The following is a 12,901-nucleotide window of genomic DNA, read 5'->3' as shown; positions in this document are numbered from 1 at the left end:
CTCATTGAGGAAGGTTTTTTCATTACTATAAGTCTAAATGTTAATAAGCACATTTCCGATGATCAACTTAAATGATTAGATAAGCACTTCCACATCAGCCTCTTCACGCAGTTCATCAATTAACTTAGTAATTTGTTCATTTTCTTTCGAAGTAATAAGCTGCTGCTCGATTTGATCTCTAGATTCTTCAAGACTAGGAGCATCTTCACCTTGCTCTTCGCTGATCACTTCGTATTGTTCTTCGATTTCTTCGTCAGTCACTTCAACTTCTTCTGTATTTTCTTCGACATATTTATTAATGACTAAGCTGCGCTTGAGTTCTTCTCTTACTGTTTCTTCATCGAGGTCGTTCGCTTCGTATGCTTCTTGCTGAGCTTCTTCACTTTCGAATTGTGATGAGAATTCTTCGTAGCGTTCGTCTACCTCGTCTGGTGAAACCTCGTGTCCTTCAGCTTCAGCTTCTTGTGATAATAATTCGAGACCGATCATTTCTTCAATTACGCTTTGCTCAATTTGTTCCTGCTGGCCTTCTACATCCATACCCATTTGCTCATACTGCTGTTTGGCACCATTGTATTGGGTGTTGAAATCTTCTCTTGAAAGTTCTTCTCCATTTACAGTTGCCACTGGCCCGCTATCGTCATTCTCTTCAGACGAGGACTGTTCAGTTTGAGGATCAGATTCGTTATTTTCACCTTCACTGCTATCATCTTCACTGGAACAGGCAGCAAGTACTATCAGAGCTATGATGGAAATCCATATTGCTATCCATTTATTTTTCATAAGATCTCTCCTTTTCCTGTTCAATCAATAATCGGAGTGTAGCATACCCCTATATCTCAAGTAAAACTGAATGGTTATATTTCCACATATTTTACATAAAATGAAGGTACAGGGAGGGGGATGAAGATGGATCCAGTCTTGTACTATCCTAGAAATATGTATGGTCAATCGGCGACGGTAGAGTTCCATGCCAGCCCGTTAGCTCCGAAACTTAAAGGAATGATGAATTTTGTTCAGCAGCCATATGGTGTAGAGGTGATTGTCCAAGTAGAAGGCCTTCCTTCTTTTGAAAAAAAGAACGGCACACAGATAGGTCCTCACGGATTCCATATACATGAGAAGGGAGTTTGTGATGTAGGAAATGGCGAAATGCCCTTTGAATCAGCTGGCGGGCATTGGAACCCGGATGACCAGCCACACGGAAATCATGCCGGGGATTTCCCTGTATTATTTTCTAACAGCGGAAGGGCGAGAATGCTCTTTTTTACTGATCGATTTACAGTTGATGAGATCATTGGCAAATCTGTCATCATCCATCAAGGTCCTGATGACTACCAAACACAGCCTACAGGTAATTCAGGACTTAGAATAGCTTGCGGAGTAATAGAATGGAATTAATGGAATACGCTAAGGACTCTTAGCGTATGAAGTTGGGGTATTTCTTACAACTTCTTGACACATGTAGTGAAATCGTGTATATTAATATATGTATATGAAAGGCACCAACCCATGCATAACTCCTAAATCACTTATTATAAAGGGTTATCAATTCTGTTTGGTACTTTTTGTAATATGTGATTTTTTTCATGATGCATGGAACACATATTAATTTTTAGAAATATTGGAGGACCCATTTTTATGAAAACTGGTACAGTAAAATGGTTTAACGCAGAAAAAGGATTTGGATTTATTGAAGTTGAAGGTGGAGACGATGTATTCGTACACTTCAGCGCTATTCAAGAAGAAGGATTCAAATCTCTTGAAGAAGGTCAAAGTGTAGAATTTGAAATTACAGAAGGCGATCGCGGACCACAGGCTGCTAATGTAACTAAATTATAAGAAATATAAAAGAGACTGACTCCATGTAAGTCAGTCTCTTTTACATAAACTGGACATGTCCAAAGGAGGTTTCAATACGATGGCATTTGGTAAAAAGAACCAGGCTGAAATAGTTGAAGAAGAAACAAAAATTTGGGTGTGTAAATCTGAAGATTGTAACTGTTGGATGCGAGATAATTTCCGCACAGAGGAAGAAGCTATTTGTCCTATTTGCGGCAGTGAAATGGAAACTGAAAGCAAAGTTATGCAAGTAGTAGATAACAACAGTTTATACTATAAACAGAAATAAAAGAGCCCTTTACGGGTTCTTTTTTTAGGTGCCGGTTTCTCGCGGAAGTATAGGGCAGAAGATAAATAGAGGGTTAATCATTACCGACTTCTTCCCATAAGAAGTCTTTTTTTATTCTACAGGCTGATTATAATACAAAAGCCTATTCTAGTAACGTAATGAATGATATAATTTGAATGCTAAACACTTATGTACGGGAGGATTTCAAATGTTAAACGTAACGGACGTCAGTCTTCGCTTCGGAGATCAGAAGCTATTTGAAGACGTCAATATAAAATTCACGCCAGGTAATTGCTACGGACTCATCGGGGCAAACGGTGCTGGTAAGTCTACTTTTCTTAAAGTATTAAGCGGGGAAATTGAACCGCAGACAGGGGATGTTTCCCTAAAGAACGACCAAAGACTTGCCGTATTGAAACAGAACCAATTCGAATATGATGAGTATCAAGTTCTTGAGACGGTCATTATGGGTCACACTAGATTATATGAAGTCATGCAGGAAAAAGATGCTATCTATATGAAAGGCGATTTCACAGAAGAAGATGGCATGAGAGCTGCTGAACTAGAAGGTGAATTCGCTGAAATGAACGGCTGGGAAGCTGAATCAGAGGCGGCCAGGCTTCTGACAGGACTAGGCGTTACCGATGATCTTCATGATAAAAAGATGACTGAAATAGCCGGATCGGATAAAGTGAAAGTCTTGCTTGCTCAAGCTCTTTTTGGCAGTCCTGATGTGTTACTACTAGATGAGCCGACCAACCATCTGGATATTAAAGCAATCCAGTGGCTGGAAGACTTCCTGATCGATTTCGAAAACACGGTTATTGTTGTTTCCCACGATCGACACTTCTTGAATAATGTTTGTACTCACATTGCTGACTTAGACTTCGGTAAAATTCAGGTTTACGTGGGTAACTATGATTTCTGGTATGAATCCAGTCAGTTAGCTCAACGAATGGCTAGTGAGCAGAACAAGAAAAAAGAAGAAAAAATTAAAGATTTAAAAGAATTCGTTGCTCGTTTCAGTGCCAACGCTTCTAAATCCAAACAAGCGACCTCCAGAAAGAAACTGTTGGATAAAATAACGTTAGATGATATTCAGCCGTCTTCAAGGAAATATCCTTATATTGCGTTTAAAGCAGACCGCGAAATAGGAAACGACTTGTTGACTGTCAAGAATTTATCAAAAACGATCGACGGAGTTAAAGTACTCAATAATGTCAGTTTCACAATGAATAAAGATGACAAAATTGCGCTTGTAGGAAGCCATGAAGTTGCAAAGACTACACTGTTTCAAATTCTTATGGGCGAAATGGAACCGGATGAAGGAACGTTTAAGTGGGGCGTAACTACTTCACAAAGTTATTTCCCGAAAGATAACTCAAAATTCTTCGACCGCTCTGACATCAATCTGGTGGAATGGCTGCGCCAATATTCACCGGAGGATCAGACAGAAACGTTCCTAAGAAGTTTCTTAGGAAGAATGTTGTTCTCTGGGGAAGAAGCTCTGAAAAGACCTGATGTACTATCAGGAGGAGAGAAAGTACGTGGTATGCTGTCTAAGATGATGCTCTCAGGCGCTAACGTACTCTTACTGGATGAACCGACGAACCATTTGGACTTAGAATCAATCACATCATTAAATAAAGGATTGATTAATTTTAAAGGTTCTATCATTTTCGCTTCACATGACCATGAATTCATCCAGACGATTGCTAACCGTATCATCGAATTCACACCAAACGGCATAGTAGATAAAGAAATGTCTTATGATGAATACTTGAATGATCCAGAAGTTCAAAAGCAGGTTTCCATCTAATCAGCCAATATGAATACAAGAGAAATCGAGTATGAAACCATAAAGGTTTTATACTCGATTTTTTTGCATTGTAATGCTCTATCCTACCAGCCAGGCGAGAAACCTACTGGGGTTAATGGTGGGTGGCCAGGAGGCAGTGCTTGGTAAGAATTATCACCATCCTTAGGAAAGTACGTCATTTTTAACGAAGACTTTTATTACAAAACAGCTAAGTGAAGCTTTTTTGAATTAACTTCTTACATAAGTAACATTGAGGTATAGATAAATTTAGGAAGTTTTAGCATGATATACGCTTTTGCTACTGAACCTATTAAATAAGTAGTTTTTTATTAGTTTTGCTGTTATATTTCTGAACCATTTATTAATAAAAAGGCCTGGTTTAATTGATAGAAATCTATAAAATCATTTAATATTTACCATTGCAACCAATAAAAAATTACGCAGGATACGACATATGAAACAAAAAACGGGTGTTTTTTGTTGAAAAATAGTCATATGTGCCTATTTTGTAAACTCATTGCAATTAAAGCGTCATAGTTGCAAAGAAACTGTTAGCTGTTTGTTCTTAAATTCTATAGATATTCTGTTATTGTTGTAATTGTGGTTAAAACAAAACTATTAATAAATAACTTTATGAAATATATAGGAGGACTCAACACATGAAAAAAACAGCTTTCTCATTAGTAGCAACAGCAGCATTAACAGGTGCATTCGCAACGGGCGTAAGTGCAGAAGATTATAACGTAAACAAAGGTGATACACTTTGGAGCATTTCACAAGAAAAAGGTGTATCTGTAAACAGCCTGAAAGATCTTAATAATCTTGATTCAAATTTAATCTTCCCTAATCAAACTCTTTCTGTTTCTGGCGAGAAGAAATCAGAAGTGAAATCTGAGAGCAGCTATACAGTTGAATCTGGCGACACTCTTTACGGAATTTCTAAAGAATATGGAGTAAGTGTCGATGACTTGAAAGGGTGGAACGATCTTTCAAGCAACATGATTTACCCTGGCGATAAGCTTTCAGTTTCTGGTGAATCTAAATCAGAAGCTCCTGCTCCAAAAGAAGAAGCTTCTGAGCCTAAAGAAGAAAAAGAAGCACCAGCTGAAGAAGAAGCTTCTGAACCAAAAGAAGAATCTGCACCAGCTGAAGAATCCAGCAATGATTCCAGTGAACAAGACACTAGTAACGATGTAATTAAAGAAGTAGAAGCTGAAGCTACTGCTTATACTGCTAATTGCGTAGGTTGCTCTGGTGTAACTGCGACAGGTATTGACTTGAATAACAATCCTGATCAAAAAGTTATCGCAGTAGACCCTGATGTCATCCCACTAGGATCTAAAGTGTATGTGGAAGGATACGGAACTGCTATCGCTGGTGACACTGGCGGAGCTATCAATGGTAACCGCGTAGACCTTTATATGCAAGACCGAGGCGATGCATTAGACTTCGGTAGACAAAACGTTACTGTACAAGTTCTAGCTGAATAATTAAAAAGCTTATAATAAAAAGCCCACTATTGCCCCCACAATAGTGGGCTTTTTTAGTGTCAGAAAATAGACTACAGCCATGGGATACAGCTTCATAAAATAGATAATTCTTTCGGAATTTGTTGAATATTGCTAAACTGACATAGAAGCAACTATGGTGGTAAAGGAGTCTTAAATTGAATAGAGTAGTTATTCTCGGTTCTGCGGGTTCTGGAAAATCAACACTGGCCAAACAATTAGGTGGTTGTCACCACATTGAAGTCGTACATATGGATCGTTTGTTTTGGAAGCCTGGCTGGATCATGTCCACCCAGGCAGAGCTTGCAGCTAAACAAAAAGTGCACTTAGATAAACCATCCTGGATTATTGAAGGGAATTACAGTGGGGTATGGGATGAGAGGCTTGCTCTGGCTGATACTGTGATCATGCTGGATTTGAATCGCTATTTGTGCTTATGGAGAATTTTGAAGCGCTGGCTTTTGAACAAAGGCAAGTCAAGAGAAGATATGGGACCAGGCTGTTCGGAGAGAATGTCGTTAGAATTCATTAAATATGTTTGGAACTATCCCACCAAAAAAAGAAACCATGTCATGTCGTCCGCTTTAGAACAAGCAAACCACGCTCAAATTGTCATTTTACCATCAAAAAAAGCTGTAAAAAAATTCTTACGCCAAAACGCTTGCACTTAAAACTTAGTAGCAACTCCGAGACCAATTTTAAAACCAATCATTAAAACCGAACAAACGTACTTATTATTAGACAAAACCACTCCCCTTTATTGTAAAATAAAAGAAAAGCAGGGAGTGGATGATATGTCTCATAAAAATAATCCGAAAAGATTTGCATTGAACATGAGTGCTGCTCAATTTACAAAATTTTATATTATGCATTTGCTTCAAGTAAGTGAACCTTTAATCAGTGAACATTTCAAAGCCGAGTTCCACAAGCTTACAAAAAATTGGATACCTGCACCATCAACATTGCTTGATACCCTGCATGAGATGACTGAAGAAGGGTTACTCTATCGAAAAGAAGATTATAAATCACATGAAAAGAAACGTCAAAAAGTGTATTGGTACTACCTCACTGACCAGGGAAAAGAAGAATTTGACGTTCTTAAGAAGCGGTATAAGATTTTATTTGAAGAACAGCTGAAGATACTCAACCAAATTATGAAAGATGTTTACAAATAGTTCGAAAAGGAAGGATCCTGTACTTATGATCTTAAGTGTTTTAGATCAAAGCCCCATATCAAAAGGAGACTCTGCAGAGACCGCCCTTATGAATTCATTATCTTTAGCGAAATATACCGAAAAGCTAGGTTACTATAGATACTGGGTCGCAGAGCATCATAACACGAATGGCCTGGCTGGCAGTTCTCCAGAAATCCTTGTGGGTAGAATTGCTTCTGTGACAACGTCCATACGAGTAGGCTCTGGAGGGGTACTGCTGCCACAATACAGCCCTTTAAAGGTTGCCGAGAACTTTAAAGTTCTGCAAGCACTGTTCCCTCATCGAATCGATCTAGGTGTAGGCAGGTCACCTGGCGGCGGCAAAAAGACGAGAGCCGCGCTGACAGATGGGTATGACAAGCCTTTAAGCTCTTTTTCGAGACAAGTCAAAGAAGTTCAGCAATTTTTGCTTGGTGAAATTCCAAAAGACCACCCATACTACGGTGTAGCTGCTAAACCTAAAACGGAGTATAATCCAGAAATGTGGATTTTAGGGCTTACAGAACGGGGGGCGAAACATGCTGCGGTTAACGGTACGGGATTTACGTTCGGCCATTTCATTAATCCAGACAATGCTGTTGAATCAATCACTACGTACAAAGATAAATTCAAGCCGTCTAAAAGCCTCGCTGCACCAAAGGTAAACGCATGTGTATTCGTCATATGCGCAAGCACGGATGAGCAAGCCGAAGAACTGGCGTTGAGCCAGGATAAGTGGCTTCTGCAAGTTGAAAAAGGATTGGATACTACAGTACCTTCAATAACAGAGGTGAAATCCTCTCCGTTTACTGAAAAAGAACGTGAAAAAATTAAAAACAATAGGAAGAGATGCATCATCGGCAGTCCGGAAAAAGTATATGCTCAGCTTGAAGAATTAAGTGAAGCTTACGGGACAGACGAGTTTTTGCTGATCACTAATATTTTTGATTTTGAAGCAAAAAAAGAATCTTACCGGTTGATCGCGGAATATGCGAATAAAGTAAAACCAACAAAGAGAGCAGGGAAAATATGATAAACTCAAGCAAGATTGGAACTATACAAACCTTACAAATATCTAAAAAGACGGCTGATGGATTCATGTTAAGTGACGGGGAAACTGATTACCCTTTACCAGCTGATCAAATACATGAAGAAATCACCGAGATCGGCCAGACTGTATCAGCATTTATTTATAAGAACCGGGAAAAAGAAATCATCGCTACAACAGTTATTCCTGAAGTCACTCTTGACTCTTATGGCTGGGCAGAAGTAGAGGAGGTTGTACCTAACCTAGGTGTTTTCGTCAATATAGGAGTAGATAAAGCTTTCTTAGTGTCTAAAGATCATCTGCCTCTTCTAAAGGAAGTTTGGCCGGAAGAAGGGGATTGGCTGTTCGTCAGCCTTGAAAAAGATAAAAAAGACAGGGTTTTTGCGGAGCCTATATCAGAAGGGGAAGTAATAGAAGATCTGGAACAAGCTCCTGCGTCACTTTTGAATGAGACAGTTATCGGAAGAGTTTATCGTTCGACGAAAGCGGGATCTTTTGTATTGACTGGAGAAGGCTACCGCGGATTCATTCACCCATTTGAAAGGAAAACAGAGCCGCGACTTGGAGAAACTATCGAAGGTCGTGTCATTGATGTAAAAGATGACGGAACGATTAATATCTCTCTTCGACCTTTGAAGCAGGAAGTGATGGGAGATGACGCTGAGCAAGTCTATCAGTTCCTTAAAGACAATGATGGAGTAATGAATTTAACTGATAAGAGCAGTCCCGATGAAATTCGTGATACTTTTCACATAAGCAAAGCCGCGTTCAAACGAGCACTTGGGAAATTGTTGAAAGAAAGAAAAATTATTCAGCAAGACGGAAAAACGATAATCAATCACCAGGAAGAATAAGTATTCATCACCCGGCTGCCTTTAAAACAGCCGGGATTTTTATTTGAAGCAACCCTGCATAATAATCAGCTCTTATTCGCACATTAAATTCAGATAGAAATTTGAATGAGGTGTAAATAATGGCTGACGAGGAGAAAGAACAAAAAGTTAGCAGATGGTGTCTCGTAAGTATGGCATCCATCCCTCTAGTAATGACGTTAGGGAATTCGATGCTGATTCCCGTGCTTCCCATATTTGAAAAGAAAGTAGGGATCACTTCTTTTCAATCCAGTATGATTATAACCAGTTATTCTCTGGCTGCCATATTCCTAATCCCGGTCGCTGGCTATTTATCTGATCGGTTCGGAAGAAAAATCGTTATCCTTCCCAGCTTGATCTTAGCCTTAATTGGAGGGATTATAGCCGGGTTTGCCTCTTGGAAAATGAACGATCCCTTTACGTGGATTGTCATTGGACGTGTTCTACAAGGAGTCGGAGCTGCAGGTGCGACTCCGATCATCTTGCCGTTAGTCGGAGATCTTTATAAAGACGACGATGAAAAAACGAGCAGCTGTTTAGGCATCATTGAAACCTCCAATACATTCGGCAAAGTTTTGAGTCCGATATTAGGTGCCGCATTTGCTGCTTTCTTGTGGTTTCTACCGTTTTTTTCGATATCTTTTTTCAGCTTGATTTCAATTGTACTCGTCATTTTATTTATTAAAGTACCTAAAAAGAAAGAAGATCCACCCCAGTTCAAACAATTCATCCATAAAACGAAGGATATTTTTAAAAAAGAAGGCAAGTGGCTTTACACGGTTTTTGTAATCGGTATATATTTAATGCTCATATTATTTGGTGTATTGTTCTTCCTTTCAGATATATTTGAAAAAGTGCATGATTTATTTGGTGTGAAAAAGGGATTTGTATTAGCTATTCCATTGTTTGGCTTATGTGTCTCCTCATTCATGACAGGGAAAATGATCAAAGGCGACATCTCAACTATGAAGAAAGTTGTCATATTCAGCTTAATACTGGCTTCTTCTTCCGTTGTGTTTGTGGGATTCATCAGTGAGAAATTGTTATGGCTTCTTGTTGTCACTTCTCTTTTAGGTATTGCAATAGGAGCTATTCTACCTACTTTAGACGCGATGATTACGGAAGGTATAGAAAAAGAAGAGAGAGGTACGATCACCTCATTTTACAGTTCCTCAAGGTTTATAGGCGTAGCGCTCGGCCCTCCCGTTATGTCCATGGTTATGAAAAATTATTTGAATATCAGCTATGTAGCTGCAGGTGGAGTAGGGATTATATTATTGCTGCTGGCTATGCGTTTAATTAAAACAGATAAATCTAATAAAACGGAAGAAGTACCGGTATAAGAAAAAGGATCCACTTAATCACAAAGTGGATCCTTTTTCATGCATGATTCTCTTGTCTTTTAACAGGGCGGGGTGGATCGCTTTCGCCTGGCCTTTAAGGTTGCTCAAGTTCACTCCAGCACCATGATAATAAGCTTGCCAGACCATCTTAGTACAGTATTGTTCCTCATCTATGTCATTAAGAGGAGTAAGAACCCGATAATACGCTTCAGGATACTTAGTAAACAAAAGCTCAAGATGATGAGCGGCTTTTACACCAAGAGACGGATTGTTAGGGCCATACACCCGTATCCCCCGAAATTTACTGTAATATTCCACGACTGGATCTTTCACAAGGCCTGCAGGTACAGAATGGACGACTTGAAGGTTATTGTTAATCATCCCTACGTGTCCAACATATTTCGATTCGCTTTTTCCAATCGGGGAAAACAGTAAATCTCCAGGTTGAATTTTTATAGAAGTATCAGGGTAACATTCTTTATCGCTCTGTATCACTGGCGCGATAACTTTTTTGGGACGAACGAAGAAAACGCATAACCCTGTAAGTAAGCCAATGATAATAGATTTATTTTTCCCCATAATCAAACATCCTTGCTGGTTAATTGACGTTATGCTCCTATCTTAGAAGATTTTAAAAGGAAATACAATAATATAAGAAAAAGCAGTTTGAAATAAAGGTTGAGTTGATAGTCAGCAACTAAATAAATTAAAAGACACCCTTATAAAAGAGTGCCTCAAAGCATAGCTTAACCGCCCAATTTTTTAATTTGATCAATCGTATTGCTAATGTCACGTAAGGTTTGAAATATTTCTGTATCTTCAATGACAGAAGAATCCAGTTTTCCGTTTTCCATATTGTTTAAATATACATCTATTCCTTCTAGGGCTTGATTGTTGCGATCCACCACTTGCTGATGGAGGTCTGCTCCGACTGATGGCTCTTCCAGATCATTAAATTCTTTTATATCTTGTTTCATATCTTCGAGCCGTTGTTCTAAGTCTTTTGCCGCCTGCTCGTCCGTTGTTGCTTGTTCAGCGAGTACAGGAACCTCATTTACAAAAGTGCTTACTTCATTGGCGTAATTTAAAGTATTATTAATTCCTTCAAGCATTGAGCAGCTGCTCAGTATAACTGTGAGAACCATAAAAAGTGCAATTTTTGTTTTCCTCAAAGATAATTCTCCTTCTATCAATCATATTCCAACGCTTCTTATTATATCATGTAAGTCTAGGCTCTTTTATTTGAACATTCATTCCTGTAATACGTTCTTTGGAACCCAATCAGCATGAGAACAGCTAGCTGATATATTTTATTTGTATTTAAGAACATAGCGCTTTATTTATAAATTTATGACATTAAAGCGGGCTTTTTTCATACAATATTTTTGGGGTGAAAATATGCCGAGAGTAAAATATACAGATTCAGATGTCGCCTTAATGGCCAGAATGATGAGAGCGGAAGCCGAAGGTGAAGGAAAGCAAGGAATGTTATACGTCGGGAACGTAATTGTAAATCGCGCTAAAGCAGATTGCTTAGATTTCAGAGATGTGAGGACAATTCGGCAAGTCATTTTTCAAGTGCAAGGAGGCAATTATTCTTTTGAAGCTGTACAAAAGGGGAATCTTTTTTATAACAGAGCAAGGTCCGTTGAAAAGAGATTAGCAAGACAGAATTTAAATTTCTGGAGGGAACACCCGGCCAAATATGCTCTTTGGTATTTCAACCCATATGCTGCATGCCCTCCTACGTGGTACGGTCAACCTTTTTCCGGTCAATTTAAGAACCATTGTTATTATGAACCAGCTGCAGACACATGTGCCAGTGTATATATTGGAGGGTAATCCTGCTAGCAGCACTGGAGTTATTTACTAATATCATTTATCACAAGCTTAAGAAGATGACTTCTGCATGGTCATCTTCTTAGTTTTGGTTTTAGAAGCACACAATGACTTTAATACAGCTTTAAATCGTGTTACTTATACATATTACCATGAGTATGGAGTCTGCTGGTAAACGTAATAATTGAGCCAGTTAGAAAACATAAGATAGGCGTGCGAGCGCCACCTATTCGCTGGTTTTTGTTCTGGATCGTCAGCGGGAAAATAATCAGTCGGAATATTCGGATCAAGTCCTTTTTCAATGTCTCTGTGATACTCGAGGCCCAGAGTAGCTGCATCATATTCCAAGTGTCCTGTGATCATCACATGCTTTCGGTCTTTTGAAACGATCGTAAATGGGCCGGCATGCTCTGAACTTGATACGAGTATCAAATCCTCATGATCTTGTATTTCTTTCTCTGGGACACTCGTATAACGAGAATGGGGGGCTAAAAATTCATCATCACACCCTCTGACCAGTTCTACTTCAGCATGAACCAAATGGTGGTTGAACACTCCTGTGCTTTTTTGAGGCAGATGATACTTGTCGATACCATAATGGTAATAAAGAGCCGCCTGAGCTCCCCAGCAAATATGCATCACCGAAGTTACGTTGGTTTTTGACCATTCCATAATCTCTGTAAGCTCATTCCAGTAAGCGACCTGCTCATATTGAAGCTGTTCTACAGGTGCCCCAGTAATAATCATCCCGTCGTATCGAAGATCTTTGATTTGTTGAAAACTTTTATAAAATTGGTCCAGGTGAGATTTGCTTACATTTTTAGATGCATAACTTGCTGTATGAAGAAATTCCACATTCACCTGCAGCGGTGAGTTACTCAAAAGTCTCAACAGCTGCGTTTCTGTACGTTGTTTTTCAGGCATTAGATTTAACACTAATATTTTTAAAGGACGAATATCCTGGGTGACAGCCTGCTGTTCGTCCATAATGAAAATTTTTTCGTTAGCTAAAATATCTCCGGCTGGCAGATTTTTAGGAATCTTAATAGGCAAATCACTATTCCTCCTTAGAAAAAGTTACTAGTTCCATTATAGAGAGGTAAATTTAACGGTGCAACGGGATAAAGGATATTGGGTTTCATTTATCA

15 protein-coding genes are annotated in these 12,901 nt (G+C 38.9%); 11 read left to right on the top strand and 4 right to left on the bottom strand.

The genetic code is table 11. The features are described from left to right. Positions 1–75: 75 nt before the first annotated feature. Positions 76–783 carry a SurA N-terminal domain-containing protein gene (locus O2Q26_RS01410; protein WP_289214246.1) on the bottom strand — a complete coding sequence of 236 codons (708 nt, stop codon included), beginning with the start codon at positions 781–783 and terminating at the stop codon, positions 76–78. 126 nt (positions 784–909) lie between these two features. Here O2Q26_RS01410 and O2Q26_RS01405 point away from each other — a divergent pair, with 126 nt between their 5' ends. The 10 genes from O2Q26_RS01405 (at position 910) to O2Q26_RS01360 (ending at position 9,914) form a co-directional block, all read left to right on the top strand. Next, a complete protein-coding gene (locus tag O2Q26_RS01405) occupies positions 910–1,401 on the top strand; it encodes a superoxide dismutase family protein (protein WP_390216423.1) in 492 nt (163 codons plus the stop codon). A 240-nt stretch (positions 1,402–1,641) separates the two neighbouring features. Next, entirely contained in the window at positions 1,642–1,842 is a 201-nt protein-coding gene (locus O2Q26_RS01400) for a cold-shock protein (RefSeq protein WP_188375937.1), read from the top strand. A 79-nt stretch (positions 1,843–1,921) separates the two neighbouring features. Next, positions 1,922–2,131, top strand: coding sequence for a cold-shock protein (locus O2Q26_RS01395; RefSeq protein WP_253934753.1), 210 nt, complete (start codon positions 1,922–1,924; stop codon positions 2,129–2,131). A 208-nt stretch (positions 2,132–2,339) separates the two neighbouring features. Then, positions 2,340–3,950 (top strand): ABC-F family ATP-binding cassette domain-containing protein, encoded by a 1,611-nt coding sequence (locus O2Q26_RS01390; protein WP_289214245.1) that lies wholly within the window; start codon positions 2,340–2,342, stop codon positions 3,948–3,950. A gap of 659 nt (positions 3,951–4,609) precedes the next feature. Then, complete coding sequence (locus O2Q26_RS01385; protein ID WP_289214244.1) at positions 4,610–5,440, top strand: 3D domain-containing protein; 831 nt, start codon at positions 4,610–4,612, stop codon at positions 5,438–5,440. 176 nt (positions 5,441–5,616) lie between these two features. Continuing rightward, positions 5,617–6,129, top strand: a complete 513-nt coding sequence (locus O2Q26_RS01380) for a P-loop NTPase family protein (RefSeq protein WP_289214243.1) — start codon at positions 5,617–5,619, stop codon at positions 6,127–6,129. A gap of 123 nt (positions 6,130–6,252) precedes the next feature. Next, on the top strand, positions 6,253–6,633 hold the full coding sequence (locus O2Q26_RS01375; protein ID WP_253934757.1) for a helix-turn-helix domain-containing protein: 381 nt from the start codon (positions 6,253–6,255) through the stop codon (positions 6,631–6,633). Positions 6,634–6,658: 25 nt separating this feature from the next. After that, positions 6,659–7,684 (top strand): LLM class flavin-dependent oxidoreductase, encoded by a 1,026-nt coding sequence (locus tag O2Q26_RS01370; RefSeq protein ID WP_289214242.1) that lies wholly within the window; start codon positions 6,659–6,661, stop codon positions 7,682–7,684. Beyond that, entirely contained in the window at positions 7,681–8,553 is an 873-nt protein-coding gene (locus O2Q26_RS01365) for a CvfB family protein (protein ID WP_289214241.1), read from the top strand. Before O2Q26_RS01370 ends, O2Q26_RS01365 begins: the two co-directional genes overlap by 4 nt. A gap of 119 nt (positions 8,554–8,672) precedes the next feature. Further along, positions 8,673–9,914 carry an MFS transporter gene (locus O2Q26_RS01360; protein ID WP_289214240.1) on the top strand — a complete coding sequence of 414 codons (1,242 nt, stop codon included), beginning with the start codon at positions 8,673–8,675 and terminating at the stop codon, positions 9,912–9,914. An 18-nt stretch (positions 9,915–9,932) separates the two neighbouring features. On the opposite strand, the gene O2Q26_RS01355 is transcribed toward O2Q26_RS01360, so the two are convergent. Further along, positions 9,933–10,493 (bottom strand): C40 family peptidase, encoded by a 561-nt coding sequence (locus O2Q26_RS01355; protein WP_289214239.1) that lies wholly within the window; start codon positions 10,491–10,493, stop codon positions 9,933–9,935. A 167-nt stretch (positions 10,494–10,660) separates the two neighbouring features. Further along, entirely contained in the window at positions 10,661–11,086 is a 426-nt protein-coding gene (locus O2Q26_RS01350) for a DUF6376 family protein (protein ID WP_289214238.1), read from the bottom strand. A 226-nt stretch (positions 11,087–11,312) separates the two neighbouring features. On the opposite strand from O2Q26_RS01350, the gene O2Q26_RS01345 reads away from it, so the two are divergent. Continuing rightward, positions 11,313–11,756, top strand: coding sequence for a cell wall hydrolase (locus O2Q26_RS01345; protein ID WP_289214237.1), 444 nt, complete (start codon positions 11,313–11,315; stop codon positions 11,754–11,756). A gap of 144 nt (positions 11,757–11,900) precedes the next feature. Here O2Q26_RS01345 and metA read toward each other — a convergent pair whose 3' ends face one another. Then, on the bottom strand, positions 11,901–12,806 hold the full coding sequence (gene metA, locus O2Q26_RS01340) for a homoserine O-acetyltransferase MetA (protein ID WP_289214236.1): 906 nt from the start codon (positions 12,804–12,806) through the stop codon (positions 11,901–11,903). Between the last annotated feature and the right edge of the window lie 95 nt (positions 12,807–12,901).

The sequence above is a fragment of the Halobacillus campisalis genome, assembly GCF_030345335.1.
GTDB classification, from domain to species: Bacteria; Bacillota; Bacilli; order Bacillales; family Halobacillaceae; genus Halobacillus_A; species Halobacillus_A campisalis.
This window is presented reverse-complemented; position numbering and strand designations above follow the sequence as displayed.

What these genes read in the sequence shown, in the direction of transcription:
- O2Q26_RS01345 (WP_289214237.1), top strand. Translation starts at nt 11,313, where the DNA reads ATGCCGAGAGTAAAATATACAGATTCAGATGTCGCCTTAATGGCCAGA.
- O2Q26_RS01370 (WP_289214242.1), top strand. Translation starts at nt 6,659, where the DNA reads ATGATCTTAAGTGTTTTAGATCAAAGCCCCATATCAAAAGGAGACTCT.
- O2Q26_RS01395 (WP_253934753.1), top strand. Translation starts at nt 1,922, where the DNA reads ATGGCATTTGGTAAAAAGAACCAGGCTGAAATAGTTGAAGAAGAAACA.
- O2Q26_RS01410 (WP_289214246.1), bottom strand. Translation starts at nt 783, where the DNA reads ATGAAAAATAAATGGATAGCAATATGGATTTCCATCATAGCTCTGATA.
- O2Q26_RS01400 (WP_188375937.1), top strand. Translation starts at nt 1,642, where the DNA reads ATGAAAACTGGTACAGTAAAATGGTTTAACGCAGAAAAAGGATTTGGA.
- O2Q26_RS01385 (WP_289214244.1), top strand. Translation starts at nt 4,610, where the DNA reads ATGAAAAAAACAGCTTTCTCATTAGTAGCAACAGCAGCATTAACAGGT.
- O2Q26_RS01375 (WP_253934757.1), top strand. Translation starts at nt 6,253, where the DNA reads ATGTCTCATAAAAATAATCCGAAAAGATTTGCATTGAACATGAGTGCT.
- O2Q26_RS01390 (WP_289214245.1), top strand. Translation starts at nt 2,340, where the DNA reads ATGTTAAACGTAACGGACGTCAGTCTTCGCTTCGGAGATCAGAAGCTA.
- O2Q26_RS01360 (WP_289214240.1), top strand. Translation starts at nt 8,673, where the DNA reads ATGGCTGACGAGGAGAAAGAACAAAAAGTTAGCAGATGGTGTCTCGTA.
- O2Q26_RS01365 (WP_289214241.1), top strand. Translation starts at nt 7,681, where the DNA reads ATGATAAACTCAAGCAAGATTGGAACTATACAAACCTTACAAATATCT.
- O2Q26_RS01405 (WP_390216423.1), top strand. Translation starts at nt 910, where the DNA reads ATGGATCCAGTCTTGTACTATCCTAGAAATATGTATGGTCAATCGGCG.
- O2Q26_RS01355 (WP_289214239.1), bottom strand. Translation starts at nt 10,493, where the DNA reads ATGGGGAAAAATAAATCTATTATCATTGGCTTACTTACAGGGTTATGC.